The following is a 23,869-nucleotide window of genomic DNA, read 5'->3' as shown; positions in this document are numbered from 1 at the left end:
TCCTTAGCTGATCACTACCGACAAGAGCATCACGAACAGCAGACCGAATACCCCGACCAAGGTCTCCATCAAGGTCCAGGAACGGAACGTGTCCTTCAACGACAAACCAAAGTACTCCTTGAACATCCAGAACCCCGAATCGTTGACGTGGCTGCACATCAGGCTTCCTGCCCCGATCGCCAGCACCATCAGGTTGGGGTCCACCCCGGTGGTCTGCACCAGCGGAGCGACGATGCCGCCCGCCGTCACCCCGGCCACCGTGGCCGAACCGAGGCAGATGCGAATCAGGGTGGCCACCAGCCAGCCCAGCACCAGGGGCGGCACCGGCAGCCCGGCCAGGGCCGCGCCCAGCTCGGCGCTCACGCCGGACTCCACCAGCACCTGCTTGAGCGCGCCGGCGCCGGCGATGATCAGCAGGATCGGGGCGATCTCGCGCATCGCCTCGGCCGGGCCCTGCATCACCTGGGCGAACTTCTGGCCGCGCATCAGGCCCAGGGTAAAGATCGCGACCACGTAGGAGATCACCATCACCACCAGCGGGTTGGCCAGGAAGGACAGGCTGCCGTTCAGGTCGGGCCGCGCCATGATGAGCAGGGTGGTGGCGGCCAGCAGCAGCACCGGCAGCAGGGCCGTGAAGAAGCTGTTGAACACGCCCGGCAGCTCGGCATCGGGCACGTCGGCGCTGCGGAAGGCGGCGGTGGGCTGGGCCTGGATGCGCGACAGCGTCATCGCGAACACGGGACCGGCCAGGATCAGGGTCGGGATGCCGACGATGATCCCGTACAGCAGGGTGGTGCCCATGTCGGCGTGGATCGCCGACACCAGGGCCACCGGCGAGGGATGCGGCGGCAGGAAGCCGTGCGCGATCGACAGGCCGGCCAGCAGCGGGATCGCGAGCATCACGGCCGGCCGTCCCGACTGGTAGACCAGCGAGAAGATCAGCGGCACCAGCAGCACGAAACCGACGTTGTAATAGAGGGGAATGCCGACCACGAAGCCGGTGATGGTCAGCGCCACCGGCAGGCGCGAAGGCCCGAGGGCCTGGATCAGGGAGGAAGCGATGCGCCTGGCGGCGCCGCTGTCGGCGATCAGTTTGCCGAACACGGCGCCCAGGCAGATGATGACTACCAGGGAACCCAGCAGGTCGCCGATCCCCTTCTCGATCGTGCCGGGGATTTTTTCCACCGGCACACCGAGCAGGAGAGCGGCGGCCAATGCAGCCGCCACGAAGGCCAGGAGCGGTTGAACCTTGCCCCAGGCGATCAGGAGGGTGAGCAGACCGACCGCCAGCAGTACGGAAAGGAGATTCCACACGGCTGGCTCCCGATTAGTGGCTGTAACGCAGGCCGATCCGGTAGGTGCGGCCCACCACGTCGTACAGGGCCGGGTTGATGCCGTAGCTCGCGTTGGCTTGCGGCGCCGCGACCGGGTCGCGGTCCAGCAGGTTGTCCACCTTGAAGTAGGCCTGCAGGTTCTTCGAGAAGTTGTAGCTGCCGCCGAAGTCGACGTAGGTCGCGCCCTTCATCTTGTTGTTGAAGATGGTCGGGTTGATCAGGGTCGAACGCGGGCAGTCGGTCTGGCACTCGATGAAGTCGTTACGATAGGTGCCGTCGCTGATCCAGCGTTCGGTCAGGGTCAGGCTGATCTTGTCGTAATCCCAGGTCTGCGAGGCCAGCACTTTCCACTTCGGCGTATTGCCCATGTTCGAGCCGGCCGAATCCACCGGCGCCGTGCCTACCACGCCCGACTCGGTGATGTAGTGCAGGTTGCGGGTGCCCAGGGCGCGGAAGGTGAAGCGGCCCGGCAGGTTCAGCTTGTCGAGGTTGGTGCGGTAGGCGGTTTCGACGTCGAAGCCCTTGGTGTGCAGCTGCGCGAGGTTGAAGTTCTGGACCGTCACGTAGTTGGCGCCCGGCTGGTTCAGCACCATGGCGGCGCAGATTTCCTGGTTGCCGGCCACGCACAGGTCGACTTCCTGCTGGATGGTCAGGGCCGAGATCACGCCCTTGACCTTGATGTCGAAGTAGTCCAGCGAGACCGAGAAGCCCGGCGCCCACTTCGGCTGGGACAGCACGATGCCGAAGGAGTTGTTGCGGGCGACTTCGGGACGCAGGTTGGTGTTGCCGACGGTGCGTTCCTGCACGCTGATGGTGTTGCCCTGGTACTGGACCACGTTGTTGACGACCAGCGGTGCGGCGTACAGCTCGCTCAGGTTGGGAGCGCGCACGTCCTTCGAGGTCACGCCGCGCAGGCTCAGGCCGTCGACCGGGGTCTTCCAGGTGGCGCCCAGCTTCCAGGTGCCGATGCTGCCGGCGGTCGAGTACTTGGTCTCGCGGTCGGCGACGTTCAGGTTGGCTTCGCCCCAGGCCTCGTTCTTGAACAGCGGGACGTTCAGCTCGACGTAGGCTTCGCGCACGCTGTATTCGCCCTGGCCGTTGTGGTAGTTACCGGCGTACCAGTTGTTGCCGACCGAGGTGTTCAGCAGCGGGTCGGCCGGGTAGTACTCGTTGTTCGGCGATTCGGCCCACACGCCGTTGCCGTAGGCGTCGCCGCGCACGCGGTACTTCTCGCGGCGGTATTCGGCGCCGGTCGCCAGCGAGATCGGGCCGGCCCAGCCTTCGTGCACTTCGCCGGTCATGTTGAAGCTGGCCACCTGCTGGCTCTGGGTGGTGCGCTGGCGCGGACCCTGCTCCGGCGCGATGTACTTCCAGGCGCGCGGATCGATGCCGTTGTTGCCGATGATGTTCAGCGGGAAGCAGCCGCTGGCGCGCGCCACCGGGTTGCGGCAGGCGATGGTGCCGTCGGGCAGGCGCACCGCGTCGATCGCCGCGTTGTAGCGGGCGTTCAGCGTGATGTCCTTGACGTCGATGTTGGTCTTGTTCTCGCCGTGGGTGAGGTAGGTGTCGTACTTGAAGTTCTTGCCGAACAAGTCGAAGTTGCCTTCCGAGCCGACCACGAAGCGGCGCTGGGTACGGGTCGGGTGAACGTTGATGTTGGCCGGGAAGATCGCGTTCGCGGTGCCGTACTGGAAGCTGGTGATGTTGTTCTGCGCGCAGGCGGCCACGATCGACGGCGGCAGGTAGGGGTTGGTGCACTGGATGGTCAGGTTGGCGTTCTTGGCCGCGCCCGGGTTGGGCGAGAAGTGCGAGGCCACCTGGCCATAGTTGGCGGTGAAGTAGAGCTGGTGGTTCGGGGTCAGGTCGTAGGACAGGCGGGTATAGGCGACCTGGCGCTTGAAGTTCATCGCCAGGTTGGTGCCCGCGCCCACGCTGCCCGACAGGTCGCCGCCGATGCAGAAGGGGTTGACGCAGTTGGTGACCGCGCCGGTGCCGGTCGGGCGGCCGTTCGAGCCGTACTGGAACTGGTAGGGCACGCCGCCGTCGCCGAAGGCGGTGCCTTGCAGCGGGCCGCTGGTGATCAGGCCGTACTTCGAGTACTGGTACTGCTGGGCGTGTTCGATCACGCGGTATTGCGGACGGCCGTCGCCGGTGGCGCCGATCGGGCGGATCTCGTAGGCCGGGTTCTTGTACCAGTCGCGGCCGCCCGCGCCGACTTCGCCGAAGCCCGGCGAATCGATGCCGTTTTCCTTGGTGAATTCGCCGCTGGCGATGATGCGCAGGCGGTCGTTCATGAAGGCCTTGCCCCAGGCCGCCTGCACGGTGGCGCCCTTGTCGTCGTCGTACTTGGTCTGGCCCAGCTGGACGTTGGACTTGAAGCCTTCGAAGGTCTTGTCGGTCACGAAGTTGACCACGCCGCCGACGGCGTCCGAGCCGTAGGAGGCCGAGGCGCCGCCGGTGACCACGTCGACGCGCTTGACCAGCAGCTGCGGGAACTGGCTGACGTCGGTCACGCCGGTGACGTTGGCGCCGACCACGCGCTGGCCGTCGAGCAGGGTCAGGGTCCGGATCGTGCCCAGGCCGCGCAGGCTCAGCGACGACAGGCCCTGGATGCCCGAGCTGGTGCTGTTGGTGCTGGTGGTGCGGCCGGTGCTGCCCTGCAGGGCCGGCAGTTCGGTCAGGGTGTTGAACAGGTTGGGCTTGGCCGCCTTTTCGAGGTCGGCGGTGCTCAGGCTGGTGGTCGGGGTCGGCTGCGAGAAGCCGCGCGACACGATGCGCGAGCCGGACACGCGCACCACGTTGGTGGAGGCGGCCACGGTCGGCACGGCTTCGGGCGCGACGCTCGGCGCCTGGGATTCGGGCGCGGCGACGCCGGCCGGCGGGGCGGCGGCGTCGGCTTGCGCCTGGACCTGTTCCTGGGCCAGGGCGTTCGCGCACAGCAGCGTGCAGGCGCTCGAGACGGCCAGGCTGATGAGGGTACGTTGGATGGGGGTACGCATTGTTGTCTCCTGTTTGCTTCTCTTTTTTCGTGAAACGACGTTCGCCTAGAGAATGGGATGGCTACGCCTGGTCATGCACCGCAGCAGGGTGCAGACCCCATGTCTCAAGATGTTCCGGTGATGCGCTCGACCAGGGTCGACGGCGGCTGGGTGATGTCCAGCACCAGCCCGGCCTCGTCGGCCTGCAGCGGTTCGAGGATGCCGAACTGGCTGTCCAGCAGCGACGGCGGCATGTAGTGGTCCACACGCTGCCGCATGCGCTGTTCGATCAGCTCGCGCGGGCCCGACAGGTGCACGAACCTGAGGGCCGGATCGGCGTCGCGCAGCAGATCGCGGTAGCGGCGCTTGAGCGCCGAGCAGGACAGGACCAGGCCGGTGCCCTGCTCGCGGGCGCGGCGGATCTCGCCGGCCAGCGCCTGGAGCCAGCCGGCGCGGTCCTGGTCGTCCAGCGGGATGCCGGCCGACATTTTTGCTACATTGCTTTCAGGGTGGAACGCATCCCCTTCGAGGAAGGGAACCGAAAAGGTGTCTGCGAGGGCGGTGCCGATGGTGCTCTTGCCGCAACCGCTGACACCCATGATGACCCAACGGGACGTGCCTCCCGGCTGGGCGATGGGTAAATCGCTGGGTGATGCCATGCGTGTCTCCAAGTATGAGCACTAGTTAGCGCTATCATTATTTTCGGTAAGTTTTCAACAAGCCCAGGGGTTTGTAAACGGGCGATTTGTTGTGCAGCGCATCATGTGCCCTTGCGGAAAGCAGGCGATTTCGAGCGCTGGTTTCCTAGAGGAAGACGGGGTTTCACTCGGCCGGAATGCAGAATATTTGATAGCGCTAACAATTGTGCAGTGCACGAAAAATAATGTTCGATGTTGTGTGAACAACACGCCTTGCGTTGTATTCTTTGCGCTAAGGATCGGAGGCGGACATGTGGCGAAACTTGCGCTGGAAAACGCGCGAAGGTGGCGGCCTGGAATACCTGGCGCTGGAGGAGGGCGGGGCGATCCTCGCGCAGGCGAGCGTGATCGGCCCCGCCGCCGGGGCGCTCTACAAGGGCGAGCTGTTCGGCTGCGCCTACCGGATCGAGTGCGACGCGCGCTGGCGGCTGCGGCGCCTCGGGGTCTGGGTCGCGGGCGGGGCCACGCTGGCGCTGGAAGCGGACGGCGAGGGCCGCTGGACCGACGGCGCCGGCGCCCACCTGGGCGCGCTGGACGGCTGCATCGACGTCGACCTGAGCTGCACGCCCTTCACCAACACCCTGCCGCTGCGCCGGCTCGGCGTCGCGCCCGGCCGCCGCCACGAGATCCGGGTCGCCTTCATCGAGTTTCCTTCGCTGCGCCTGCGCGCGGCGCGCCAGGCCTACACCGGGCTGGCCACCGGCCACGTGCTGTTCGAGAGCCCGGACACGGGCTTCCGGGCCGAGCTGGCGCTCGACGCCGATGGGCTGGTGCTGGACTATCCGGGGCTGTTCGCGCGCGCCTGAGCCGCAGGCGTGCTCGAGCCGTCGGGCCTGTCTGCTACACTGGTTTGTTCAGTCAACCAGCTTGAAGTCAGCGATTGATCCAGATTCCCGCCTCCGAGGGCTTGCCGCCCGTGCTTGCCGGTCCCATCCTGCGCCGCCTCCAACCGGATCGCCTGGTGCTGTGGCTGGTCGGCAGCGCGCCGCTGACCCTGAGCCTGGTGCTGGCGCCCGAGGCAGGCCCGTCCCGCCGCGTGCGCCTTGACGAGCGCCACTGCCGCGTGATCCGGGTCGGCCGCCACGCCTGCCTGCACCTGATCGACCTCGCCCTGCCGGAGCCGCTGCCCCAGGACACCCTCATCGACTACGACCTCCTGCTCACGCTGGACGACGGCAGCGAGGCCGGGATCGCGCAGTGGGCGCCCCACCTGCTTCACGCGGGCGCGGCCCGTCCCAACATGGTGCTGCGCAGCCGCAGCGACAACATCCTGTACGGGTCCTGCCGCAAGCCCCACCATCCCGCGCCCGACGGCCTGGCGCGCGCCGACGCCCTGCTGGCCGGGCAGCTTGGGCGCGCCGAGGAGCGTCCCGCCCTGCTCATGTTGTGCGGCGACCAGGTCTATGCGGACGACGTGGCCGGCCCCATGCTGGCCGCGGTCCACGCCCTGATCCGGATCCTGGGCCTGTACGACGAATGCCTGGAAGGCGCGGTGGTCGCCGACAGCCAGGCGCTGTACCGCCACCCGGCCAGCTACTACCGGCGCGTCGAGCTGCTGCCCTCGGCCCGCTCCAACGACGCGCTGCGCGAGCGCTTCTTCGGCGGCGCCGAGAAGCCGATCTTCACCACGGCCAACGCGCACAACCACCTGGTGACCCTGGCCGAGGTGATGGCCATGTACCTGCTGGCCTGGTCGCCGACGCCCTGGGACCTGGTGGCGGACGCGCCGGCGCCGGCGCTCGCGCCCAGGCACGAGGCGCGCTGGCGGCGCGAGGCCAAGGCCATGGCCGGCTTCCGGCGCGACCTGCCGCAGGCCGCGCGCCTGCTGGCGCACGTGCAGACCCTGATGATCTTCGACGACCACGACATCACCGATGACTGGAACCTGTCGGCCAAATGGGAAGCCACCGCCTACGGGCACCCCTTCGCGCGCCGCATCGTCGGCAACGCGCTGATCGCCTACATGCTGTGCCAGGCCTGGGGCAACCGCCCGGAAGTCTTCGACCAGGCGCTCGACGAGATGGATCGGCTGGCCTCCACGGCCGCAGACGGCGGCCGCCTGGACGCGCCGGCGCAGGACGCGCTCGTCAAGCGCCTGCTGTCCTTCCGCCACTGGGATTTCGTGCTCCGGACCCAGCCCACCATCATCGTGCTCGACACCCGCACCCGGCGCTGGCGCAACCGGCGCCGGCCCGGCCATCCGTCGGGCCTGATGGACTGGGAATCGCTGACCGAGCTGCAGCATGAGCTGCTGGACGAAACGGCCGCCGTGATCGTCTCGGCGACGCCCATGTTCGGCGTCAAGCTGATCGAGGTGGTGCAGAGGCTGGCCACCTTCGTCGGGCTGGCCCTGACGGTCGACGCCGAGAACTGGATGGCGCACCGCGGCGCGGCCAGCAGCATGCTCAACATCTTCCGGCACTCGCGCACGCCGGGCAACTACGTGGTGCTGTCGGGCGACGTGCATTATTCCTTCGCCTACGACGTCGACGTGCGCGAGTCGGAGCGCGTGCCGCACATCTGGCAGATCACCAGCAGCGGCATCAAGAACGAATTCCCGCGCCGCCTGCTCGACTGGCTCGACCGCCTCAACCGCTGGCTGTATTCCCCGCGCTCGCCGCTCAACTGGTTCACCCAGCGCCGCGACCTCGCCATCACCCCGCGCCTGCCCGACCAGCGCCGCCAGGGCGAGCGGGTCTGGAACGGCGCCGGCATCGGCCAGGTGTGGCTCGACGCCCAGGGCCGGCCCGCCTGCATCATGCAGCACAACGCCGATGGCCGGCCCTCGACCCGCTTCATCGCGCCGGAGCAGAAAGCCCGCTTCGCGGCGGCGGCCGAGCGGCCTGTCGTGAAGCGCTGAGCTACTGCTCGGGCATGGTGTAGACCTCGCCCGCGGTCGCGCCTCCCTCGGGACGGCGGGTGCGCAGGTCGCGGTAGATGGCGGCGCGCATCACCATCATCGACACCACCGGCGCGGTGAGCAGGATGAAGACGAAGATGATCAGCTCGTGCACCACGGGACGCGACTGGGCCACCGTGAAGTAGAGCATGGAGGCCAGCAGGATGGCGCCGGCGCCCAGGGTCACCACCAGGGCCGGGCCATGGATGCGCTGGTAGAAGCTGGGCAGGCGCATCAGGCCGAGCGCGCCGATCAGGGCGACCGTGGCGCCCAGGGCCAGCAGCAGGGCCACCGCCAGCGCGGCCCAGGCGGGCAGTTGCGCCAGGCCGCTCATTCGATGATCTCCCCGCGCATCAGGAACTTGGCCATCGCGACGGTGGACACCACGCCCACCAGCGCGATCACCATCGCCACCTCGAAATAGACCTGGGAGCCGAGCCGGATGCCCAGCACCAGGGCCAGCAGCATGCCGCACATCCACAGGGTGTCCAGGGCCAGCACGCGGTCGGGGGCCGAGGGCCCGCGCACCAGGCGCACGGTGCACAGCAGCATGGCGGCCAGCACGCACACGAGGGCGTAGCCGACCGCGATTTCAAGCAGGGTCGCCATGGTCCATGTCCTTTCCAAAGATCTCGATCAGGGGTTGTTCGTAGCGGGTGGTGATGGTCTCGACCCACCAGCCCGCGTCGTGCAGGTCGAACACGTGCAGCACCAGCTCGTGCCCATCCGGCAGGATCTCGACCCAGACGGTGCCGGGGGTCATGTTGATCAGGCAGGACAGGGCCGCCAGGGCGTGCGGGTGGCGGGTGGTGAGCGGCACCCGGATGAACTGGGCGTTGACCCGGGGGGCGCGGCCGGACAGGATGATGGCGCACACGTTGACGCAGGAACGCAGCACCTCGACGGTGGCCATCGCCAGCAGGCGCAGCGCCACCCCGGGCCGGCGCAGGCGCGGGTAGCCGAGCGGCTGCAGGCGGCGCGTCAGCAGCGGCGCAGCGATCCCGAGCAGGGCCGCCAGCAGCACCTGGCCCGGCGACAGGCTGCCGTTCAGCAGCAGCCAGAGGGCGGCCAGGGCCAGCGAGGCCAGCGGATAGGGCAGCAGGCGCTTCATGGATCCTCCCGTGGCGCCGGCACCGGCGGCTGGCCCAGCACCCGTGCGGCGTAGTCGGCCGGACGGTGGAGGGCGTCGCCGGCGCGTCCCAGGTAGCCGACCAGCGGGCCGGCCTGCACCGTCATCAATGCGGACAGCCCGAGCAGCAGCAGCACCGGCGCCACCTCGGAGCGGTGCAGCGCCGGCGGCAGGGCGCTGCCGGCCCAGAAGGTGCGCACGCCGAAGCGCATCAGGGCAATCACCGCCACCAGGCTCGAGACCAGCACCAGGGCCATCAGGGCCCAGCCGGCACCCGGCACCTCGCCGTCCGGCGCATCGAGCAGGGCGTGGAACATGGCGAACTTGGCGATGAAGCCAGACAGCGGCGGCAGGCCGGCGATCAGGAGGGCGCAGGCGGCGAAGGCCAGCGACAGGAAGGCCAGCGCGGCCGGCACCGGCCGGCCCACCGGCTCCCTCGGCACGTCCTCGACCGCGAAGGCTTCCATGCTGACCGCCAGCAGGGCGTTGCGCGGGGTGCGGATGCGGTCGATCAGTTCGATCAGGAGCAGGAAGGCGGCCACCGCCAGGGTCGAGCCGGGCAGGTAGTAGAGCGCCGCGCCGACCAGCGCGGGCTGGCCGTAGCCGGTGGCGGCCAGCAGGGTGCCGGACGAGATCACCGCCGCGTAGCCGGCCATCCGCCCCGCGCTCTCGGTCGACAGCATGCCGGCCGCGCCGAAGGCGATGGTGGCCATGCCGCCCCACAGCAGGGCGGTCCCGAGCTCGCCGCCAGGGAACAGCAGCAGCGACAGGCGCAGGATGGCGTAGGCCCCGACCTTGGTCATCAGGACCAGCATGGCGGCCACCGGCGGCGAGGCCGCCGCATAGGTGGTCGGCAGCCAGAAGCCGAGCGGCCAGGCGGCGGCCTTGATCAGGAAGGCCAGGCCCAGCACCGCGGCGCCGGCCTGCAGCAGGGCCGCGTCCTGGCCCGCCAGGCGCGCCGCGCGCGCGCCCAGGTCGGCCATGTTGAGGGTCCCGGCCACCGCATAGATCAGGGCGGTCCCGAGCAGGAACAGCAGCGAGGCGGCGAGGTTGACGGCGATGTACTGCATGCCGGCGCGCAGGCGCTCGGCGTTGTAGCCGTGCAGCAGCAGGCCGTAGGAGGCGGCCAGCATCACCTCGAAGAACACGAACAGGTTGAACAGGTCGTGGGTGAGGAAGGCGCCGTTCAGGCCCATCAGCAGGAACTGGAACAGCGGGTGGAAGTGCACCCCGATGCGGCCCCAGCGCAGCATGGCGAAGTGCAGGGAGGCCCAGCCCAGCAGGGCGGTCAGCACCAGCATCGCCGCCGCCAGGCGGTCGGCCAGCAGCGCGATGCCGAAGGGCGCGGCCCAGTTGGCGGCCAGGTAGACGCCCATGCCCTCGGGCCAGTGGCCGTTGTCCGTGAGCCGGGCCAGGACCAGGGCGCAGGCCAGCTGGGCCAGCACCGAGGCATAGCCGAGCGCGAACTTGAGGCGGTGCCAGCCCTGGGTGAGCGGGACCAGCAGCGCGCCGCACAGGAGCGGCAGCAGGATCGGGGCCAGCAGCAGGTGTTCGCTCCAGCTCATGGCTCGGGCTCCTGGCCGTCGACGTGGTCGGTGCCGGTGATGCCGCGCGCGCCGATCATCACCACCAGGTAGAGCGCGGTGGTGGCGAAGCCGATCACGATGGCCGTCAGCACCAGGGCCTGGGGCAGCGGGTCGGCCAGCGCGGCCGGGTCCGGGACGCTGCCGGCCGGGGTGAGCGGCGGGCGATCCACGCGCAGCCCGCCCATGGCGAAGATGAACAGGTTGACGGCGTAGGACATCAGCATCAGGCCGCACAGCACCTGGAAGCTGCGCGGGCGCAGCACCAGCCAGATGCCGGCGCCGAACAGGACCCCGATGGCGAGCGAGAGGACGAGCTCCATCAGCCGATCTCCTTGGTGGGCGGAATGGCGGCGCGGCCGGCGCCGGGCGGGATGCGGTGGCTGCGCAGCGACTGGTGGGCCAGCGCGACCAGGATCAGCATGGTCGAGCCGACCACCACCAGGAACACGCCGAGGTCGAACAGGAAGGCGCTGGGCAGGTGGACCTCGCCCAGCAGCGGCAGCGCGAGGTGGGCGGTGTGGCTGGTGAGGAAGGGATAGCCGGCCAGCCAGGCGCCGAGGCCGGTGCCGCAGGCGGTCAGCAGTCCCCAGGCGATCCAGCGGTGCGGCCGCAGGCGCAGGTGGGACTCGACCCAGTCGGTGCCGGCCACCATGTATTGCACGATCAGGGCGGTGGCGAACACCAGGCCGGCCACGAAACCGCCGCCCGGCTCGTTGTGGCCGCGCATGAAGAAGTAGGCCGCGACCACGCCCATCACCGGCAGCAGCAGGCGCAGGTAAACTGCCGGCACCATCAGGTAGCCGCTCCTGGCCTGGCGCCCGGGCGCCTGGCCCACCGCCGGATCGACGTCGCTGGCCTGCTGCAGCGGGATCGGGACGCTTTCGCGGGCCGGGCGGAAGCGCCGCAGCAGGGCGTAGACGGTCAGGGCCACGATGCCCAGCACCGTGATCTCGCCCATGGTGTCGAAGCCGCGGAAGTCCACCAGCAGCACGTTGACCACGTTGGCGCCGCCGCCCTCGGGCAGGGCGCGCTCGACGTAGAAGCCGCTGATGCTTGGGCTGGGCGGGCGCGTCAGCACCGTCCAGGAGGCGGCGGCCAGCAGCAGGCCGCCGGCGACCGCCAGCAGCAGGTCGCGCGCGCGCCGCAGGCGGGTGGAGGCGGGCGCCGGGCCGGCCAGTCCGGGCGGGGCCAGGCGCTGCGGCAGCCAGCGCAGCCCGAGCAAAATCAGCACGGTGGTCACGGTTTCCACCATCAGCTGGGTCAGGGCCAGGTCGGGCGCGGACAGCCACAGGAAGCTCAGGCTGGTGACGATGCCGGTGCCGCCCACCATCAGCAGCGCCGCCAGCCGGTGGTACTTGGCCTTCCAGGCGGCGGCCAGCGCGCAGCCGGCGCCGATCAGCCAGAGCAGGGCGAACAGCGCCGCGGAGCGCGGAAAAGCCGGGGCGGCGAGGGCCGGCAAGGCGTCCACCAGCAGCAGCGGCACGGCGACGAAGGCGGCCACGATGCACAGGAACTGCGGCTGCAGGCGGCGCGTGCCGGCCACCCGCAGCAGCCAGTCGGCGCCCAGCGACAGCGCCGACAGGCTGTTCTCGTAGAGCTGGGCGCCTTTCAGGCGGTGCAGCAGCGGCACCCGGGTGCGGGTGCGCAGGCCGGCGCGGCGATGCAGCAGCACGTAGAACAGCAGGCCGCCGAGCAGGGCCACGGTGCTCATCGCCAGCGGCAGGTTGAAGCCGTGCCAGATCGCCAGGTCGTAGGTGGGCATGTTGGGGCCGAGCACCGCGTGCGCGCCGACCGCCAGCACGTGGCCCACGGTGCGCTCGGGCAGCATGCCGATCGCCACGCACAGCAGCACCAGCAGCTCGATCGGGAAGCGCATCCAGCGCGGCGGCTCGTGCGGGTCCTGCGGCAGGTCGCGCGCCAGCGGACCGAAGAACACCCCGATGAAGCGCAGCGAGTAGGCCACGCTGAAGATGCCCATCAGGGTGGCGGCCACCGCCATCGACCAGTCCTCGGTGCCGCCCACCAGGGTGGCTTCGGCGAAGAACATCTCCTTCGACAGGAAACCGTTCAGCAGCGGCACCCCGGCCATGGCGGCGCTGGCGACGATGGCCAGGGTCGCGGTGTGCGGCATGGCCCGGCCCAGGCCGGACAGGATGCGCATGTCGCGGGTGCCGCTCTCGTGGTCGACGATCCCGACCGCCATGAACAGCGAGGCCTTGAACACCGCGTGGTTGATGGTGTGGAAGACCGCCGCCACTACCGACAGCGGGGTGCCGATCCCCAGCAGCAAGGTGATCAGGCCCAGGTGGCTGATGGTGGAATAGGCCAGCAGGCCCTTCATGTCGTGCTGGAAGATGGCGAAGAAGGAGCCGAGCAGCAGGGTGCAGACCCCGGCCCCGCCCACGATCCAGGTCCATTCGGGCGAGCCGGACAGCACCGGCCACAGGCGCATCAGCAGGAACACCCCGGCCTTGACCATGGTGGCCGAGTGCAGGTATGCCGAGACCGGCGTGGGCGCGGCCATCGCGTGCGGCAGCCAGAAGTGGAAGGGGAATTGCGCGCTCTTGGTCAGCGCGCCGAGCGCGATCAGGACCAGGGCGGGCACGTACCACGGGTGGGCGTGGACGCGTTCGCCCGCGGCCAGCACCACGCCCAGGTCGTAGCTGCCGGCCGCCTGGCCGAGCAGCAGCACCCCGGCCAGCAGGCACAGGCCGCCCGCCGTGGTGACGGTGAAGGCCATGCGCGCGCCGCGCCGCGCATCGAGGCTCTCCTGCCAGTAGCCGATCAGGAGGAAGGAGGCGAAGCTGGTGAGCTCCCAGAACACCACCAGCTGGATCAGGTTCCCGGACAGGACCACGCCCAGCATCGCGCCCATGAACACCAGCATGTAGGCGAAGAAGCGCGGCACCGGATCGCGCCTCGACATGTAGTAGCGCGCGTAGAGCAGCACCAGCAGGCCGATGCCCAGCACCATGACGGTGAAGACCCAGGCCAGGCCGTCCATGCGCAGCACGAAATCGAGCCCGAGCTGGGGCAGCCAGGCGACGCGCGTCTCCAGCACCTCGCCGTCGGCGACGCGTCCGAAGCACGAGATGGCCAGGATCAGCGCACCAAAAGTCGCAGCGCCCGCCACTGCCGCCGGCCGGGTGCGCGACTTGCCGGGCATGCAGGCTGCGACCATGGCGCCGGCGAAGGGAAGGAGTACCAGCAGCGGCAACATGGCGTATGAGCGTGAATGCTATAACTTTAGCAAGTTCTTGACTCGGCCTGCAACGCGTTACCCCTCGTACTCATTCCTTGGCGCGCATTAACAAGCACACAAACACGCGCGGGGGGATGGATCTGCCCTCCGATGGGGGATAGGCGTGGCGGCCGCGGGCGGCAACAATCTCGGCCCAAAGGAGCAAGTCGATGAGCAAGAACATTCAACAGGGAGCGGCCGCCTGCCTGGCGCTGTGCGCCGCCGCCCTCCATCCGGTCCAGGCCCAGACCAGCGTGCAGGTGTATGGACGCCTGAACGTCTCGGCCGAGCGGGTGCGCGCGTCGCAGAGCCAGGCCTCGCAGACCCAGTCCGGCGCGCGCCTGGTCCAGACCCGCATCTCGAACAACCGCTCGGTGCTGGGCTTTCGCGGCAGCGAAGACCTGGGCGGCGGCTTGACAGCCCTGTTCCAGGTCGAGGGCACGCTCTCGCCCGACACCGGCGCGGGCGAGATCGCGCGGCGCGACACCCGCCTCGGCCTGGAGGGCGGCTTCGGCACGGTCTTCCTGGGCCACTGGACGACCGCCTACAACGGCGCCACCGCCGGACTCGATCCCTTCTATCCGACCACGGCCGGCTACATGAGCATCATGGGCAATGGCGCGGCGCCCTCGGCCGACAATGTCTCCAACCTCTCGTCCTTCGACCGGCGCCAGGCCAATTCGGTCCACTACTGGAGCCGCCCCTGGAACGGACTGGCCCTGCGGGTGTCGCACGGGGTGAGCGAGGAAAGGCCGGCCAGCGGCGCCAAGCCTTCCTTGAGCTCGGTGGCGGCGATCTACGACAGGGGACGCTGGTATGCGGCGCTGGCGCACGAGCGCCACGAGGAATACCAGGGCCCGGGCACGCGCGACCAGGGCAGCAAGCTGGCGCTGGCCTACAGCGTCGGCGGCACGCGCGTGGCGGTGGTGGCGGAAAGGCTGGAATACGAGCTCGCGGCGGGCAAGCTGGAGCGCGATGCGCTCTATCTCTCGCTCAGCCAGCAGTTGGGGGCGCACGGCCTGCGTGCGGGCCTGGCCTGGGCCGACGACGGCAAGGGCGCGCCCGGCAGCCGGATCGGCTTCGTGCGCGCCGGCCCGGACACCGGGGCCTGGCACCTGACCCTGGGCTGGGACTACACCCTGTCCAAGCGCACCAGCATCTATGCCTACGCCTCGCGCCTGGACAACGAGGCCGCCGGGGCCTACGACTTCGCGATCAACAGCCTGGGCGCGGCCCCCGGCGCGGCCCTGACCGGCACCGCCTTCGGCCTGCGCCACGCCTTCTGAGGCGGCTCAGTCGCTGGGATAGCGCAGCCCGATCTGCTTGCGGATCGTGTCCAGCAAGCCCATCAGACTGAGGGTGTCCTCGTGGGTCATCAGGGGATGCTCGAGCGCGCCCTCGCGCAGGCAGCGGCCGGCCTCGATCGCCTCGTGGGTGTAGCCGTTGCCGAGGTAAGGGGTGTCGATCGTGCGCGAGCTGCCGTCCACCAGGTCGACCGTCACCCTGGTCGCGAGGTGGAACATGCGGTGCATGCGCACGCTGCCCTTGGTGCCGGAGACGGTCATCTCGGAACCGGAACGCGCCCGCATCGAGCAGCTGCAGATCGACAGGGTGCCGCCCGCATGCTTCATGGTGAAGGCGGTCGTGAGATCCACGCCGGTCTCGCCCATGATGGCCTGGGCCTGCACCGTGTCGACCTTGCCCAGCAGGGCGCAGGCGATCGAGAGCGGATAGATGCCCAGGTCGAGCAGGGCGCCGCCGCCCAGCTCGCGGTTGTTGATGCGGTGCGCCGGGTCGGTGGTGGCCGAGAAGCCGAAGTCGGCGTGGACCTGGGTCACCGTGCCGATCTCGCCCGAGGCGATGATGCGCTTGACCTCGGCGATGGCCGGCATGAAGCGGGTCCACATCGCCTCCATCAGGAACAGGTTCTTGGCGCGCGCCAGGGCCACCACCTCGCCGGCTTCGCGCCGGTTCATGGCGAAGGGCTTCTCGCACAGCACCGCCTTGCCGCCGCGCAGGGCCAGGACCGCGTTCTCGGCGTGCATCGGGTGCGGGGTGCCGATGTAGATGATGTCCACGTCCGGCGCCAGCGCCAGTTCGCCGTAGGAACCATAGGCAGCGGGAACGCCGAATTCCTCCGCGAAGGCGCGCGCGCCGTCGAGGGTGCGCGAGCCCACCGCCGCCAGCACGGCATTGGGGGCGTCGCGCAGGCCCTTGGCGAAATCGTGGGCGATGCGGCCGGTGCCGAGGATGCCCCAGCGTACCGGCTGGTCTTGTGCCGCGCTCATCAGATGCCCTCCACTTTCAGGTAGTCCTTCAGCGCATTGACCACCATCGCATGGTCTTCCACGCCCGGCAGCCCCGAGACCGTGATGGTGCCGACCTGGCCGGTGCCTTTGATGATCAGGGGGAAGGAGCCGCCATGGGCCGCGTACTCGCGTGGATCGAGGGCGGGAATGGCGTCGTGGTCGCCGCCGTTCAGGCGCACCTGGTTGTGGGTGTAGAAGGAGCTGTGGCCGGTTCGGTTGACCAGGTTGCTCTTGCGGCGGATCCAGTCGAAGTTGTCGCGCGAGGTGCCGTTCATGCCGTGCGCGAACAGCACGGTGCCGTTGCGGGCGATCTCCACCGTGACGGCCTTCTTCTGCGCGCGCGCCATCTCGACCAGCTTGAGGCCGATCTCGAGGGCGGTGTCGTTGTCGAAGCGGTCGAATTGCAGCAGCTGCTCCTGGCGCAGCAGCAGGTCGAGGGGTACGAGCTTGTCGTTCATGGCTTTGAGGGGGCGGACCTTGGGCGTGAGTTCGGACAGCGCCGCGCTCACGTAGACGAGCGGCGCGTTCCAGTTGATTGCGACCTCGTTGCTGGCATAGCTGCAGGCGTGGTCGATGAAGGACAGGGCGGGCAGCTTGCTCGGGTAGGGCGGGCAATCCTTGGCGTCCTGCTGGCCCGGATTCGGGCCGCCGGACAGCCAGCCCGGCACCGGCGCGTCGACCCCGTCGGCGATCGAGGGCCGGTGGTGCGGCTGCAGCACCTGGCGCGCGCCGAAGCCGGTCACGAAGGACAGGCCGGTGGCATTGCGGCCCAGGACATAGTCGAGGCCGGACTGGGCCGCCAGCAGGTAGTCCTGCTTGCCGTTCAGGCGGTAGGCCTGGAGCAGCATCATGGCTTGGTTGAGGGTGACGGCGCTGCTGCCCCAGACCATGTCGGCGCCGCGCGTGGGCACGCGGTAGGCCGAGCGCTTCCATTCGGCGGCCAGGCCCTGGGCCAGGCCGTCGATGCGGCTGGCGATCAGGCTGCGGTCGAACTGCGGGCCGAGGCGCTCGCGGTGGTGGGCCAGCGACATCCAGGCCAGGCCGCGCACGTCGCTCCAGGAGGGCGTGGTGGCGGCCACGGTCTCGGGGCGCAGGGCCTTGAGGTAGAGGTCCTTGCCGGTGGTGATGAAGAGCTCGGCCGCGGCCCAGGCGAATTCGTCCTCTAGGTGGGCGTCGCCGTATTCGCCGGTGACGACGTCCTTCGGATTCTTGAACAGCAGCGCCGGATTGGCCTCGGCCCAGCGCCAGGCGCGTTCGGCCGCGTCCAGCATGCGCTTGGACATGCCCGGCCACTGTTTGTCGTAGCCGGCCAGCACGCGGCTGGCGGCGGCCATGGTGGCGGCGAAGTCGAGGGCGGCGGCGGTGCTCTTGGCGACCACGTAGCGCTCCCTGGTCGCCGCATCCGGCATCACCATGCCGTCGAAGCGCAGGTTGGTCAGCTTGTGGTAGACGCCGCCGTCGGCCGGGTCCTGCATGCTGAGCATCCATTCCAGGTTCCACATCGCCTCGTCGAGGATGTCGGGCACGCCGTTGCCGGACTCGGGAATCGCGATGTCCTGGGCGAACCAGGCCGGGAAGTGCTCGAAGGCGGCCAGCAGGGTATAGGTCGAGATGCCGGAATTGACCACGTACTTGTTGTAGTCGCCGGCGTCGTACCAGCCCTTGGGGCTGGAGATCGCCGTGCCCGCCGGCCGGGCCTTGGACGCGGCCGAGGTGTGCACCAGCACCCGGGTGTCCGGATGGCCGGCCGCGCGCGCCCACTGCCCGGCGTACTCCGGTGCGAGCGCGATCGCGCTGCGGTTGAAGTAGAAAGCCTTCAGGGCCGCGCTGTTCAGGGCGCGGTAGCCGTCCGCCGCCACCGTGAAGGGGTCGGAGGGCGGCAGGCCCGCGACCTTGAGCCGGTAGCTTCCCGGCGTGCCGAGCCAGGAAAAATCGGCCACGCGCACGGTTTCGCCGGAAGCGTCCCAGGACACCGCCGCGCCCAGCACGCCGGAAAAGGCGGTCTTGCCGTCGGCGCCGACCAGCTCGAAGCGGTCGCCGCCGGCGCCTTGCGGCACCACGGCCAGCTTCTGCGACTGGGGCAGGAAGCCGATCTGGTTGAGCTTGATGGCGCCGGTCTGCGCCAGCGCCGGCCCGCAGGCCAGCAGGAGGAAGGGGAACAGGCGCTTCATGCGGGCACCGCCTTGCCGTCGGCATTCGCGGCAGGCTGGCTGCCGTCGTCGTGGTGGAAGGGGGCGAACCAGGTGGCCAGGAAGGACGGGATGGTGGCGACCATCACGAACACGAAGTAGCTGACGTAGCCCATCATTTCCTGGAGGTGGCCGGAGACCACGCCGGTCACCAGGTTGCACAGGCCCATCAGGCCGGTGCCGAAGGCGTAGTGGGTGGTGGTGTACTTGCCCGGCGCGAGCTGCTGCATCAGGTAGATCATGAAGCCGACCGCGCCGAAGCCGAAGAAGAACTTCTCGACCACCACGCCCAGGGTCACCAGGAACAGACTCGATGGCAGGTAGATGCTCATCAGGAGGAAGGTGATGTTGGGGATGTTGATCGCGCAGCACAGCACGAACAGCACCGACTTCAGGCCGCGCTTGGCCACGTACAGGCCGCCCAGCAGGGAGCCGAGCAGCACCGCCGCCAGGCCGTAGGTGCCGTAGATCAGGCCCAGCATCTCGTTCGACAGGCCCAGGCCGCCCTTGGACACCGGGTCGACCATGAAGAAGGGACCGATCTTCTCGAGGAAGCCGGTGCTGAGGCGGAACAGGAAGGCGAAGGCGATCATGCGCCACACGCCCTTCTTCTGGAACAGGGTGACGAAGGCGTCCAGCAGGATGCGGCCGGCGTCCTTCACGCTGGAGGGCGTGTCGGCGGCGCGCGCGCCTTCCGGCATGAAGCGCCAGTGCCAGGCCGCCATCAGAAGGGTCAGGCCGCCCACCAGCAGGAAGATGATGCGCCAGGATTCGATCCAGTCCGGCCCGAAGACCTTGGGATCATGGCCGAATACGGTGGTGTGCAGGTAGCCGCTCAGGAACACCATGCCGCCGGCGGCGACGATCGGGCCGATGTTCCAGGACAGGCTCTGGATGCCGCAGTACAGCGACTGCGAGCGGGCGTCGAGCGAGGTGACGTAGACGCCGTCGCTGGCGATGTCCTGGGTGGCGCCGATGAAGGACAGGGCGAAGAAGATCACCATCAGGAAGCTCATGTAGCCGGGCAGCTCCATCAGGATGGCGACGCCGGCGAAGCCGGCCCCGATCAGGATCTGGGCCCAGAGCACGAAGAACTTCTTGGTGCGGTACATCTCGACCAGGGGCGCGAACAGGGGCTTGATGGTGTAGGCCAGGATCAGCAGGCTCGAATACTGGGCGGCGCGGCCATTGTCCATGCCCAGGTTCTTGAACATGATGGCGGTGACGCTGGTGAGCATCACGTAGCCGAGGGCCATGGTGAAGTAGCCGGTCGGCACCCAGAGCAGGGGAGAGCGTTTAGCAAGTGACATGGCCGGCTCGCGCGGTCGGGGTGGTGATGGCTGCGCCGCCGGCGCGGGCCGGGGAGGGCGCATCCTGCTGCTCCAGGTGCTCGGCCAGGATGCTCGAGGCGCCCAGCAGCGCCGGATAGGGCGCGGTGATCAGGAGGGTCGGTATCTGGGCGGTGTAGTTCGAAAAGCGCCCCTTCTTCTCGAAGCGCGCGCGGAAGGGCGAACTGGCGAAGTAGTCGCCCAGGCGCGGCACCACGCCGCCGCCGATGTAGACGCCGCCCTGGGCGCCGAGGGTGACGGCGAGATTGGCCGCCACCGTGCCCAGCATGCCGCAGAAGCAGTCCACGGTGGCGCGGCACAGGGCGTCGCCGCCCTCGAGGGCGCGCGCCACGATCTCGGACGGCGCCAGCGAGAGGTCGGCGTCGAGGCCGCGGCTGGCCGCCAGCGCCTCGCGGATCAGGGCCAGGCCGGGGCCGGAGACGAAGCGCTCGGCCGAGACATGGTCGTAACGCTGCCAGCAATAGCGCAGCACCTCGAGCTCGGCCTCGTCCATGGGTGAGAAGGCGACGTGGCCGCCCTCGCTGTGCAGCGGGGTCCAGCGTCCGCCGGCCGGGACCAGGCCCGACACTCCCAGGCCGGTGCCGGCGCCCACCAGGCCGATGGCGCTGCCCGGCCTGGCCTGCCCGCCGCCGACGCGCAGCAGGTCGCCCGGCGCGAGCACCGGCAGCGACATCGCGAGCGCAGTGAAGTCGTTCACCACCAGCAGGGTCTCCAGCCCGAGTTCGCGGCGCGCGGCCTCGATCGAGAAGGCCCAGTGATGGTTGGTCATCCTGATGGCGTCGCCGTCCACCGGGTTGGCGATCGCGATCACGGCGTGGCGCACGCGCACGCTGCTGTGCGCCAGGTAGGCGCGCACGGCGTCCTCGAAGCGCGGATAGTCGGCGCCGGCCAGGGTCAGCATGGCGCCGATGTTCCCCGGTCCGTGCTCCAGCGCGAAGCGCGCGTTGGTGCCGCCGATGTCGGCCAAGAGGCGCGGGGCATCGTAGATCGAACTGGCTTGCATGTCTCCTCCTTGTTCTTTTCTTTTTCCCGCGCAGGCTTTACGCCCTGGCGCGCGCCGCGATGAATTCGCGGTACCACAGCGCGCTGTCCTTGAGGGTGCGCTGCTGGGTGGCGTAATCCACGTGCACGATGCCGAAACGCTTGCTGTAGCCCGAGTTCCACTCGAAGTTGTCGAGCAGGCTCCACAGGAAGTAGCCGCGCACGTCCACGCCCGCCTCCATCGCCTGCTTGAGGGCGTGCAGGTGGCTGCGCACATAGGCGATGCGCTGGGGGTCGTGCACGTGGCCGTCCGCGACCTTGTCGGGATTGGCCATGCCGTTCTCGGTGATGTAGATCGGCGGCAGCTCAGGATACTCTGCCTTGAGCTTGACGAGCAATTCGGGCAGGCCCTGGGGGTAGATCTCCCAGCCCATGTCGGTGACGCCCTGCTTGGCCGGGGCCGGGACCGGCGGGGTGGCGCTGCTGCACCAGGCGCGGAAGTAGTAGTTACAGCCCAGGAAGTCGATCTTCTGCCTGATGATGTCGAAGTCGCCGTCGCGCACCTCGGGCGCGTTGGCGCCGTGGCCGCGCAGGGCCAGTTCGGGGTAATGGCCCTTGAAGATCGGGTCCATGAACCAGGCGGTCGAGCGCGCGTACTCGAATTCGGCCAGGGCGCGGTCTTCCGGCGAGTCGGTCGCCGGGTCGGCGGTCCACTGGTTCAGCACGATGCCGAGTTTGGCGCGGCTGCCGACTTCGCGCATGGCGCGCATGGCCAGGCCGTGCGACAGCAGCAGGTGGTGCGAGACCTGGATCGATTGCTTCAGGTCGGCCACGCCGGGCGCGAACTGGGCGTTGCCGTAACCGAGGTTGGCCGTGCACCAGGGTTCGTTGTGGGTGGCGATCGCCTCGATGCGGTCGCCGAAGCGGCGCGCCACTTCGTGGGCGTAGTCGGCGAAGCGGTGGGCGGTGTCGCGATTGAGCCAGCCGCCCTCGTCCTGCAGGCCCTGGGGCAGGTCCCAGTGGTAGAGGGTGAGGTGGGGGCGGATCTTCCTGGCGGCCAGTTCGTCCAGCAGGCGGTCATAGAAGCCGAAGCCGGCCTCGTTCCACGCGCCCTTGCCGTCCGGCTGGACGCGCGCCCAGGCCATCGAGAAGCGGTAGGCGTCCACGCCCAGCGAGGCCATGATGCCGACGTCTTCGCGGTAGCGGTGGTAATGGTCGCAGGCTACCGTGCCGTCGCTCTGGTCCTTGATGTTGGCGGGGTCGAGGCAGAACGTGTCCCAGATGGACGGACCCTTGCCGTCGGCGTCGTGCGCCCCTTCGATCTGGAAGGAGCTGGTCGCGACGCCCCAGGTGAAGTCGGGCGGGAAGTCGTTGTTGAAATCGAAGTTGGGGCTCGTGTTCATGTCTGTCTCGGGTTGCGGTGGAGCTGGAATGGAAAACGGCAGGCTGCCGGAGGAGCCTGCCGTGGGGCCGGCCTGTTCAGGAATCGGAAGCGGTCTCGATGCCGGTGGCGCGCGGCGCCCGAGTCGGCGTGAGCCCGGGGCCTGGGCCCTTGGGAGCGCTGGTGTCGATCTTGTCGTCGCCCACGGCGCGCGCGGCAGGCGCGCTGCGCCGCGTGGGGTTCCGGTAGCGCCGGCCGAGTTCGGCGGTCACCTGGAATGCCTCTTCATGCTGTCTCCAAGCTTGTGAATTATTGGTCTTCGGGTAAGGCGAGGTCGGTCTCGGTCACGACCGCAGCCGGCGTCGTGAAACCGATTTCATCGTAAAGTGTTCTAATAAACCGTGTCAAATAGATTTTAGAAAAAAGACATCGTGTGGCGTTAGCGCTACCATCGTGAGGTTCATGAAACGCTTTCACGGCCCTTGCAGCGCGCGGCGAGGAGCACCAGCGGGAGGGGAAGCCCTGTATAGACGCGTGCTATACTCAAAAAGACAAGTTGCCACGGTCTTCCTCCTGACCACATTCATGAAAAACGACGAGAGCAGCACCACTACCCTGTATCAGGTCGCCAGCGCGGCCGGTGTCTCTCCCGCCACGGTGTCGCGCTTCCTGAACGGCACCGCCAAGGTCTCCGACGACAAGCGGCGCAGCATCGAGCGCGTGATCGGGGAGCTCAACTACAAACCCAACCGCCTGGCCCAGAGCCTCAAGATGGGCAGCACCCGAACCATCGGCGTGCTGACCCAGGCCCTGGAATCGGGCTATTTCAACGGCGCCATGGTCGGCATCGAGGACGCGGTCAAGGCGGCCGGCTACGCGCTCCTGATCATGAGCGGCCACTGGCACGCGGACGAGGAAGCCGAGCGGGTCGAACTCCTGATCGGACGCCGCGTGGACGGGGTGGCCATCCTCACCGGCCACATGAGCGACCAGCAGATCCTGGATTTCTCGAAGCGCGTGCCGATCGTGGCCTTCGGCCGCAAGATGACGGGCGAGCGCATGCAGGGCTTTAGCCTGGACAACTACGCCGGCGCCTGCGAAGCGGTGGACTACCTGGTGCAGCAGGGCCATCGCCGCATCGCCTTCATCACCGGCCCGGCCGACCACAGCGACGCCCGCGCGCGCCTGGCCGGCTATTACGACACCCTGGCCAGGCACAAGATCGAGGTCGATCCCAGGCTGGTGGTGCCGGGCGACTTCCAGGAGTCGAGCGGCCTCCTGGCGGTGAACCAGCTGCTGGCCGAGAACCAGCGCTTCACCGCCATCTTCGCCAGCAACGACCTGAGCGCCTACGGCGCGCGCCTCGCCCTGTACCGCCGCAACATCCGGGTGCCGGAAGACATTTCCATCGTCGGCTTCGACGACCTGCACAGCTCAATGTACACCACGCCGCCGCTGACCACGGTGCGCCAGCCGCTGTACGAAGCGGGGATCGGCATCGGACGCATGATGCTGTCGCTGCTCGGGCATGAACAGCCGCCGGTCGAGATACCGCCCTTGAGCCTGGTCGTGCGCGAGTCGGTGCGCCTGGTCTGAACCAGGCGAGCCCGCTGCAAGTGGCAAGCGGCCCGCCGGACACTTCCGACGGGTTTTTTTTCGACGCCGCCCTGTTACACCTTGTTACACTAATCGCTTGCAATTAGATCGCGAGCTATGTAATATGCTTTCCATGGCAGCGCGAAACGACAAGAGGCGCTGCCAACCGGTCAAAGGCGCGGGCAGGATCGCGAATCCT

At 68.8% G+C, this 23,869-nt stretch carries 19 protein-coding genes; 4 read left to right on the top strand and 15 right to left on the bottom strand.

Translation table 11 applies throughout. The features are described from left to right. Positions 1-3: 3 nt before the first annotated feature. From B0920_RS22720 to B0920_RS22710, 3 genes are all read right to left on the bottom strand, one after another. Positions 4-1,314, bottom strand: a complete 1,311-nt coding sequence (locus B0920_RS22720; protein WP_078034972.1) for a gluconate:H+ symporter — start codon at positions 1,312-1,314, stop codon at positions 4-6. 13 nt (positions 1,315-1,327) lie between these two features. Then, a complete protein-coding gene (locus B0920_RS22715; RefSeq protein WP_078034971.1) occupies positions 1,328-4,333 on the bottom strand; it encodes a TonB-dependent receptor domain-containing protein in 3,006 nt (1,001 codons plus the stop codon). Positions 4,334-4,437: 104 nt separating this feature from the next. Continuing rightward, positions 4,438-4,971 carry a gluconokinase gene (locus B0920_RS22710; RefSeq protein ID WP_229455901.1) on the bottom strand — a complete coding sequence of 178 codons (534 nt, stop codon included), beginning with the start codon at positions 4,969-4,971 and terminating at the stop codon, positions 4,438-4,440. Positions 4,972-5,261: 290 nt separating this feature from the next. Between B0920_RS22710 and B0920_RS22705 the strand changes: the two genes are divergently transcribed. Both B0920_RS22705 and B0920_RS22700 read left to right on the top strand, forming a co-directional pair. Beyond that, positions 5,262-5,816, top strand: a complete 555-nt coding sequence (locus B0920_RS22705; RefSeq protein WP_078034969.1) for a putative glycolipid-binding domain-containing protein — start codon at positions 5,262-5,264, stop codon at positions 5,814-5,816. A 110-nt stretch (positions 5,817-5,926) separates the two neighbouring features. Further along, complete coding sequence (locus B0920_RS22700) at positions 5,927-7,870, top strand: alkaline phosphatase D family protein (protein ID WP_078035329.1); 1,944 nt, start codon at positions 5,927-5,929, stop codon at positions 7,868-7,870. A 1-nt stretch (position 7,871) separates the two neighbouring features. Here B0920_RS22700 and mnhG read toward each other — a convergent pair whose 3' ends face one another. Genes mnhG through B0920_RS22670 form a run of 6 tightly spaced genes read right to left on the bottom strand, consistent with a single transcriptional unit; the run spans position 7,872 to position 13,844 of the window. Continuing rightward, complete coding sequence (gene mnhG, locus B0920_RS22695; RefSeq protein ID WP_078034968.1) at positions 7,872-8,243, bottom strand: monovalent cation/H(+) antiporter subunit G; 372 nt, start codon at positions 8,241-8,243, stop codon at positions 7,872-7,874. Beyond that, a complete protein-coding gene (locus B0920_RS22690) occupies positions 8,240-8,518 on the bottom strand; it encodes a K+/H+ antiporter subunit F (protein WP_078034967.1) in 279 nt (92 codons plus the stop codon). Before B0920_RS22690 ends, mnhG begins: the two co-directional genes overlap by 4 nt. After that, positions 8,502-9,020 (bottom strand): Na+/H+ antiporter subunit E, encoded by a 519-nt coding sequence (locus B0920_RS22685; RefSeq protein WP_078034966.1) that lies wholly within the window; start codon positions 9,018-9,020, stop codon positions 8,502-8,504. Before B0920_RS22685 ends, B0920_RS22690 begins: the two co-directional genes overlap by 17 nt. Then, positions 9,017-10,603 (bottom strand): monovalent cation/H+ antiporter subunit D, encoded by a 1,587-nt coding sequence (locus B0920_RS22680; protein ID WP_078034965.1) that lies wholly within the window; start codon positions 10,601-10,603, stop codon positions 9,017-9,019. Before B0920_RS22680 ends, B0920_RS22685 begins: the two co-directional genes overlap by 4 nt. Further along, a complete protein-coding gene (locus B0920_RS22675) occupies positions 10,600-10,944 on the bottom strand; it encodes a Na+/H+ antiporter subunit C (protein WP_078034964.1) in 345 nt (114 codons plus the stop codon). The genes B0920_RS22680 and B0920_RS22675 overlap by 4 nt, the downstream gene beginning before the upstream one ends. Beyond that, a complete protein-coding gene (locus B0920_RS22670; RefSeq protein ID WP_078034963.1) occupies positions 10,944-13,844 on the bottom strand; it encodes a monovalent cation/H+ antiporter subunit A in 2,901 nt (966 codons plus the stop codon). Before B0920_RS22670 ends, B0920_RS22675 begins: the two co-directional genes overlap by 1 nt. A 191-nt stretch (positions 13,845-14,035) precedes the next feature. On the opposite strand from B0920_RS22670, the gene B0920_RS22665 reads away from it, so the two are divergent. Further along, positions 14,036-15,151 carry a porin gene (locus B0920_RS22665; protein ID WP_078034962.1) on the top strand — a complete coding sequence of 372 codons (1,116 nt, stop codon included), beginning with the start codon at positions 14,036-14,038 and terminating at the stop codon, positions 15,149-15,151. A 6-nt stretch (positions 15,152-15,157) separates the two neighbouring features. Here the strand turns inward: B0920_RS22665 and B0920_RS22660 are convergent, their stop codons facing one another. The 6 genes from B0920_RS22660 to B0920_RS26095 form a co-directional block, all read right to left on the bottom strand. Then, positions 15,158-16,153, bottom strand: coding sequence for a Gfo/Idh/MocA family protein (locus B0920_RS22660; protein WP_078034961.1), 996 nt, complete (start codon positions 16,151-16,153; stop codon positions 15,158-15,160). Next, a complete protein-coding gene (locus B0920_RS22655; protein ID WP_078034960.1) occupies positions 16,153-18,345 on the bottom strand; it encodes a heme-degrading domain-containing protein in 2,193 nt (730 codons plus the stop codon). Before B0920_RS22655 ends, B0920_RS22660 begins: the two co-directional genes overlap by 1 nt. Continuing rightward, positions 18,342-19,673, bottom strand: a complete 1,332-nt coding sequence (locus B0920_RS22650) for an MFS transporter (RefSeq protein WP_078034959.1) — start codon at positions 19,671-19,673, stop codon at positions 18,342-18,344. Before B0920_RS22650 ends, B0920_RS22655 begins: the two co-directional genes overlap by 4 nt. Then, complete coding sequence (locus tag B0920_RS22645; protein ID WP_078034958.1) at positions 19,660-20,715, bottom strand: glucokinase; 1,056 nt, start codon at positions 20,713-20,715, stop codon at positions 19,660-19,662. Before B0920_RS22645 ends, B0920_RS22650 begins: the two co-directional genes overlap by 14 nt. A gap of 37 nt (positions 20,716-20,752) precedes the next feature. Further along, the gene (locus tag B0920_RS22640) at positions 20,753-22,096 is read right to left on the bottom strand and encodes a GH1 family beta-glucosidase (protein WP_078034957.1); all 1,344 of its coding nucleotides are present in this window, start codon (positions 22,094-22,096) and stop codon (positions 20,753-20,755) included. A 76-nt stretch (positions 22,097-22,172) separates the two neighbouring features. Next, the gene (locus tag B0920_RS26095; RefSeq protein ID WP_179119268.1) at positions 22,173-22,346 is read right to left on the bottom strand and encodes a hypothetical protein; all 174 of its coding nucleotides are present in this window, start codon (positions 22,344-22,346) and stop codon (positions 22,173-22,175) included. Positions 22,347-22,659: 313 nt separating this feature from the next. On the opposite strand from B0920_RS26095, the gene B0920_RS22635 reads away from it, so the two are divergent. Next, the gene (locus tag B0920_RS22635; RefSeq protein WP_078034956.1) at positions 22,660-23,670 is read left to right on the top strand and encodes a LacI family DNA-binding transcriptional regulator; all 1,011 of its coding nucleotides are present in this window, start codon (positions 22,660-22,662) and stop codon (positions 23,668-23,670) included. Positions 23,671-23,869: the final 199 nt, after the last annotated feature.

It is taken from the genome of Massilia sp. KIM (assembly GCF_002007115.1).
Classification (GTDB): domain Bacteria; phylum Pseudomonadota; class Gammaproteobacteria; order Burkholderiales; family Burkholderiaceae_D; genus Telluria.
This window is presented reverse-complemented; position numbering and strand designations above follow the sequence as displayed.

Excerpts from the sequence above, each read along its gene's own strand:
- B0920_RS22670 (WP_078034963.1), bottom strand. The coding sequence starts at position 13,844 with ATGTTGCCGCTGCTGGTACTCCTTCCCTTCGCCGGCGCCATGGTCGCA.
- B0920_RS22655 (WP_078034960.1), bottom strand. The coding sequence starts at position 18,345 with ATGAAGCGCCTGTTCCCCTTCCTCCTGCTGGCCTGCGGGCCGGCGCTG.
- B0920_RS22690 (WP_078034967.1), bottom strand. The coding sequence starts at position 8,518 with ATGGCGACCCTGCTTGAAATCGCGGTCGGCTACGCCCTCGTGTGCGTG.
- B0920_RS22650 (WP_078034959.1), bottom strand. The coding sequence starts at position 19,673 with ATGTCACTTGCTAAACGCTCTCCCCTGCTCTGGGTGCCGACCGGCTAC.
- B0920_RS22665 (WP_078034962.1), top strand. The coding sequence starts at position 14,036 with ATGAGCAAGAACATTCAACAGGGAGCGGCCGCCTGCCTGGCGCTGTGC.
- B0920_RS22710 (WP_229455901.1), bottom strand. The coding sequence starts at position 4,971 with ATGGCATCACCCAGCGATTTACCCATCGCCCAGCCGGGAGGCACGTCC.
- B0920_RS22685 (WP_078034966.1), bottom strand. The coding sequence starts at position 9,020 with ATGAAGCGCCTGCTGCCCTATCCGCTGGCCTCGCTGGCCCTGGCCGCC.
- B0920_RS22635 (WP_078034956.1), top strand. The coding sequence starts at position 22,660 with ATGAAAAACGACGAGAGCAGCACCACTACCCTGTATCAGGTCGCCAGC.
- mnhG (WP_078034968.1), bottom strand. The coding sequence starts at position 8,243 with ATGAGCGGCCTGGCGCAACTGCCCGCCTGGGCCGCGCTGGCGGTGGCC.
- B0920_RS22675 (WP_078034964.1), bottom strand. The coding sequence starts at position 10,944 with ATGGAGCTCGTCCTCTCGCTCGCCATCGGGGTCCTGTTCGGCGCCGGC.
- B0920_RS22705 (WP_078034969.1), top strand. The coding sequence starts at position 5,262 with ATGTGGCGAAACTTGCGCTGGAAAACGCGCGAAGGTGGCGGCCTGGAA.
- B0920_RS22715 (WP_078034971.1), bottom strand. The coding sequence starts at position 4,333 with ATGCGTACCCCCATCCAACGTACCCTCATCAGCCTGGCCGTCTCGAGC.
- B0920_RS22645 (WP_078034958.1), bottom strand. The coding sequence starts at position 20,715 with ATGCAAGCCAGTTCGATCTACGATGCCCCGCGCCTCTTGGCCGACATC.
- B0920_RS22660 (WP_078034961.1), bottom strand. The coding sequence starts at position 16,153 with ATGAGCGCGGCACAAGACCAGCCGGTACGCTGGGGCATCCTCGGCACC.
- B0920_RS22680 (WP_078034965.1), bottom strand. The coding sequence starts at position 10,603 with ATGAGCTGGAGCGAACACCTGCTGCTGGCCCCGATCCTGCTGCCGCTC.
- B0920_RS22640 (WP_078034957.1), bottom strand. The coding sequence starts at position 22,096 with ATGAACACGAGCCCCAACTTCGATTTCAACAACGACTTCCCGCCCGAC.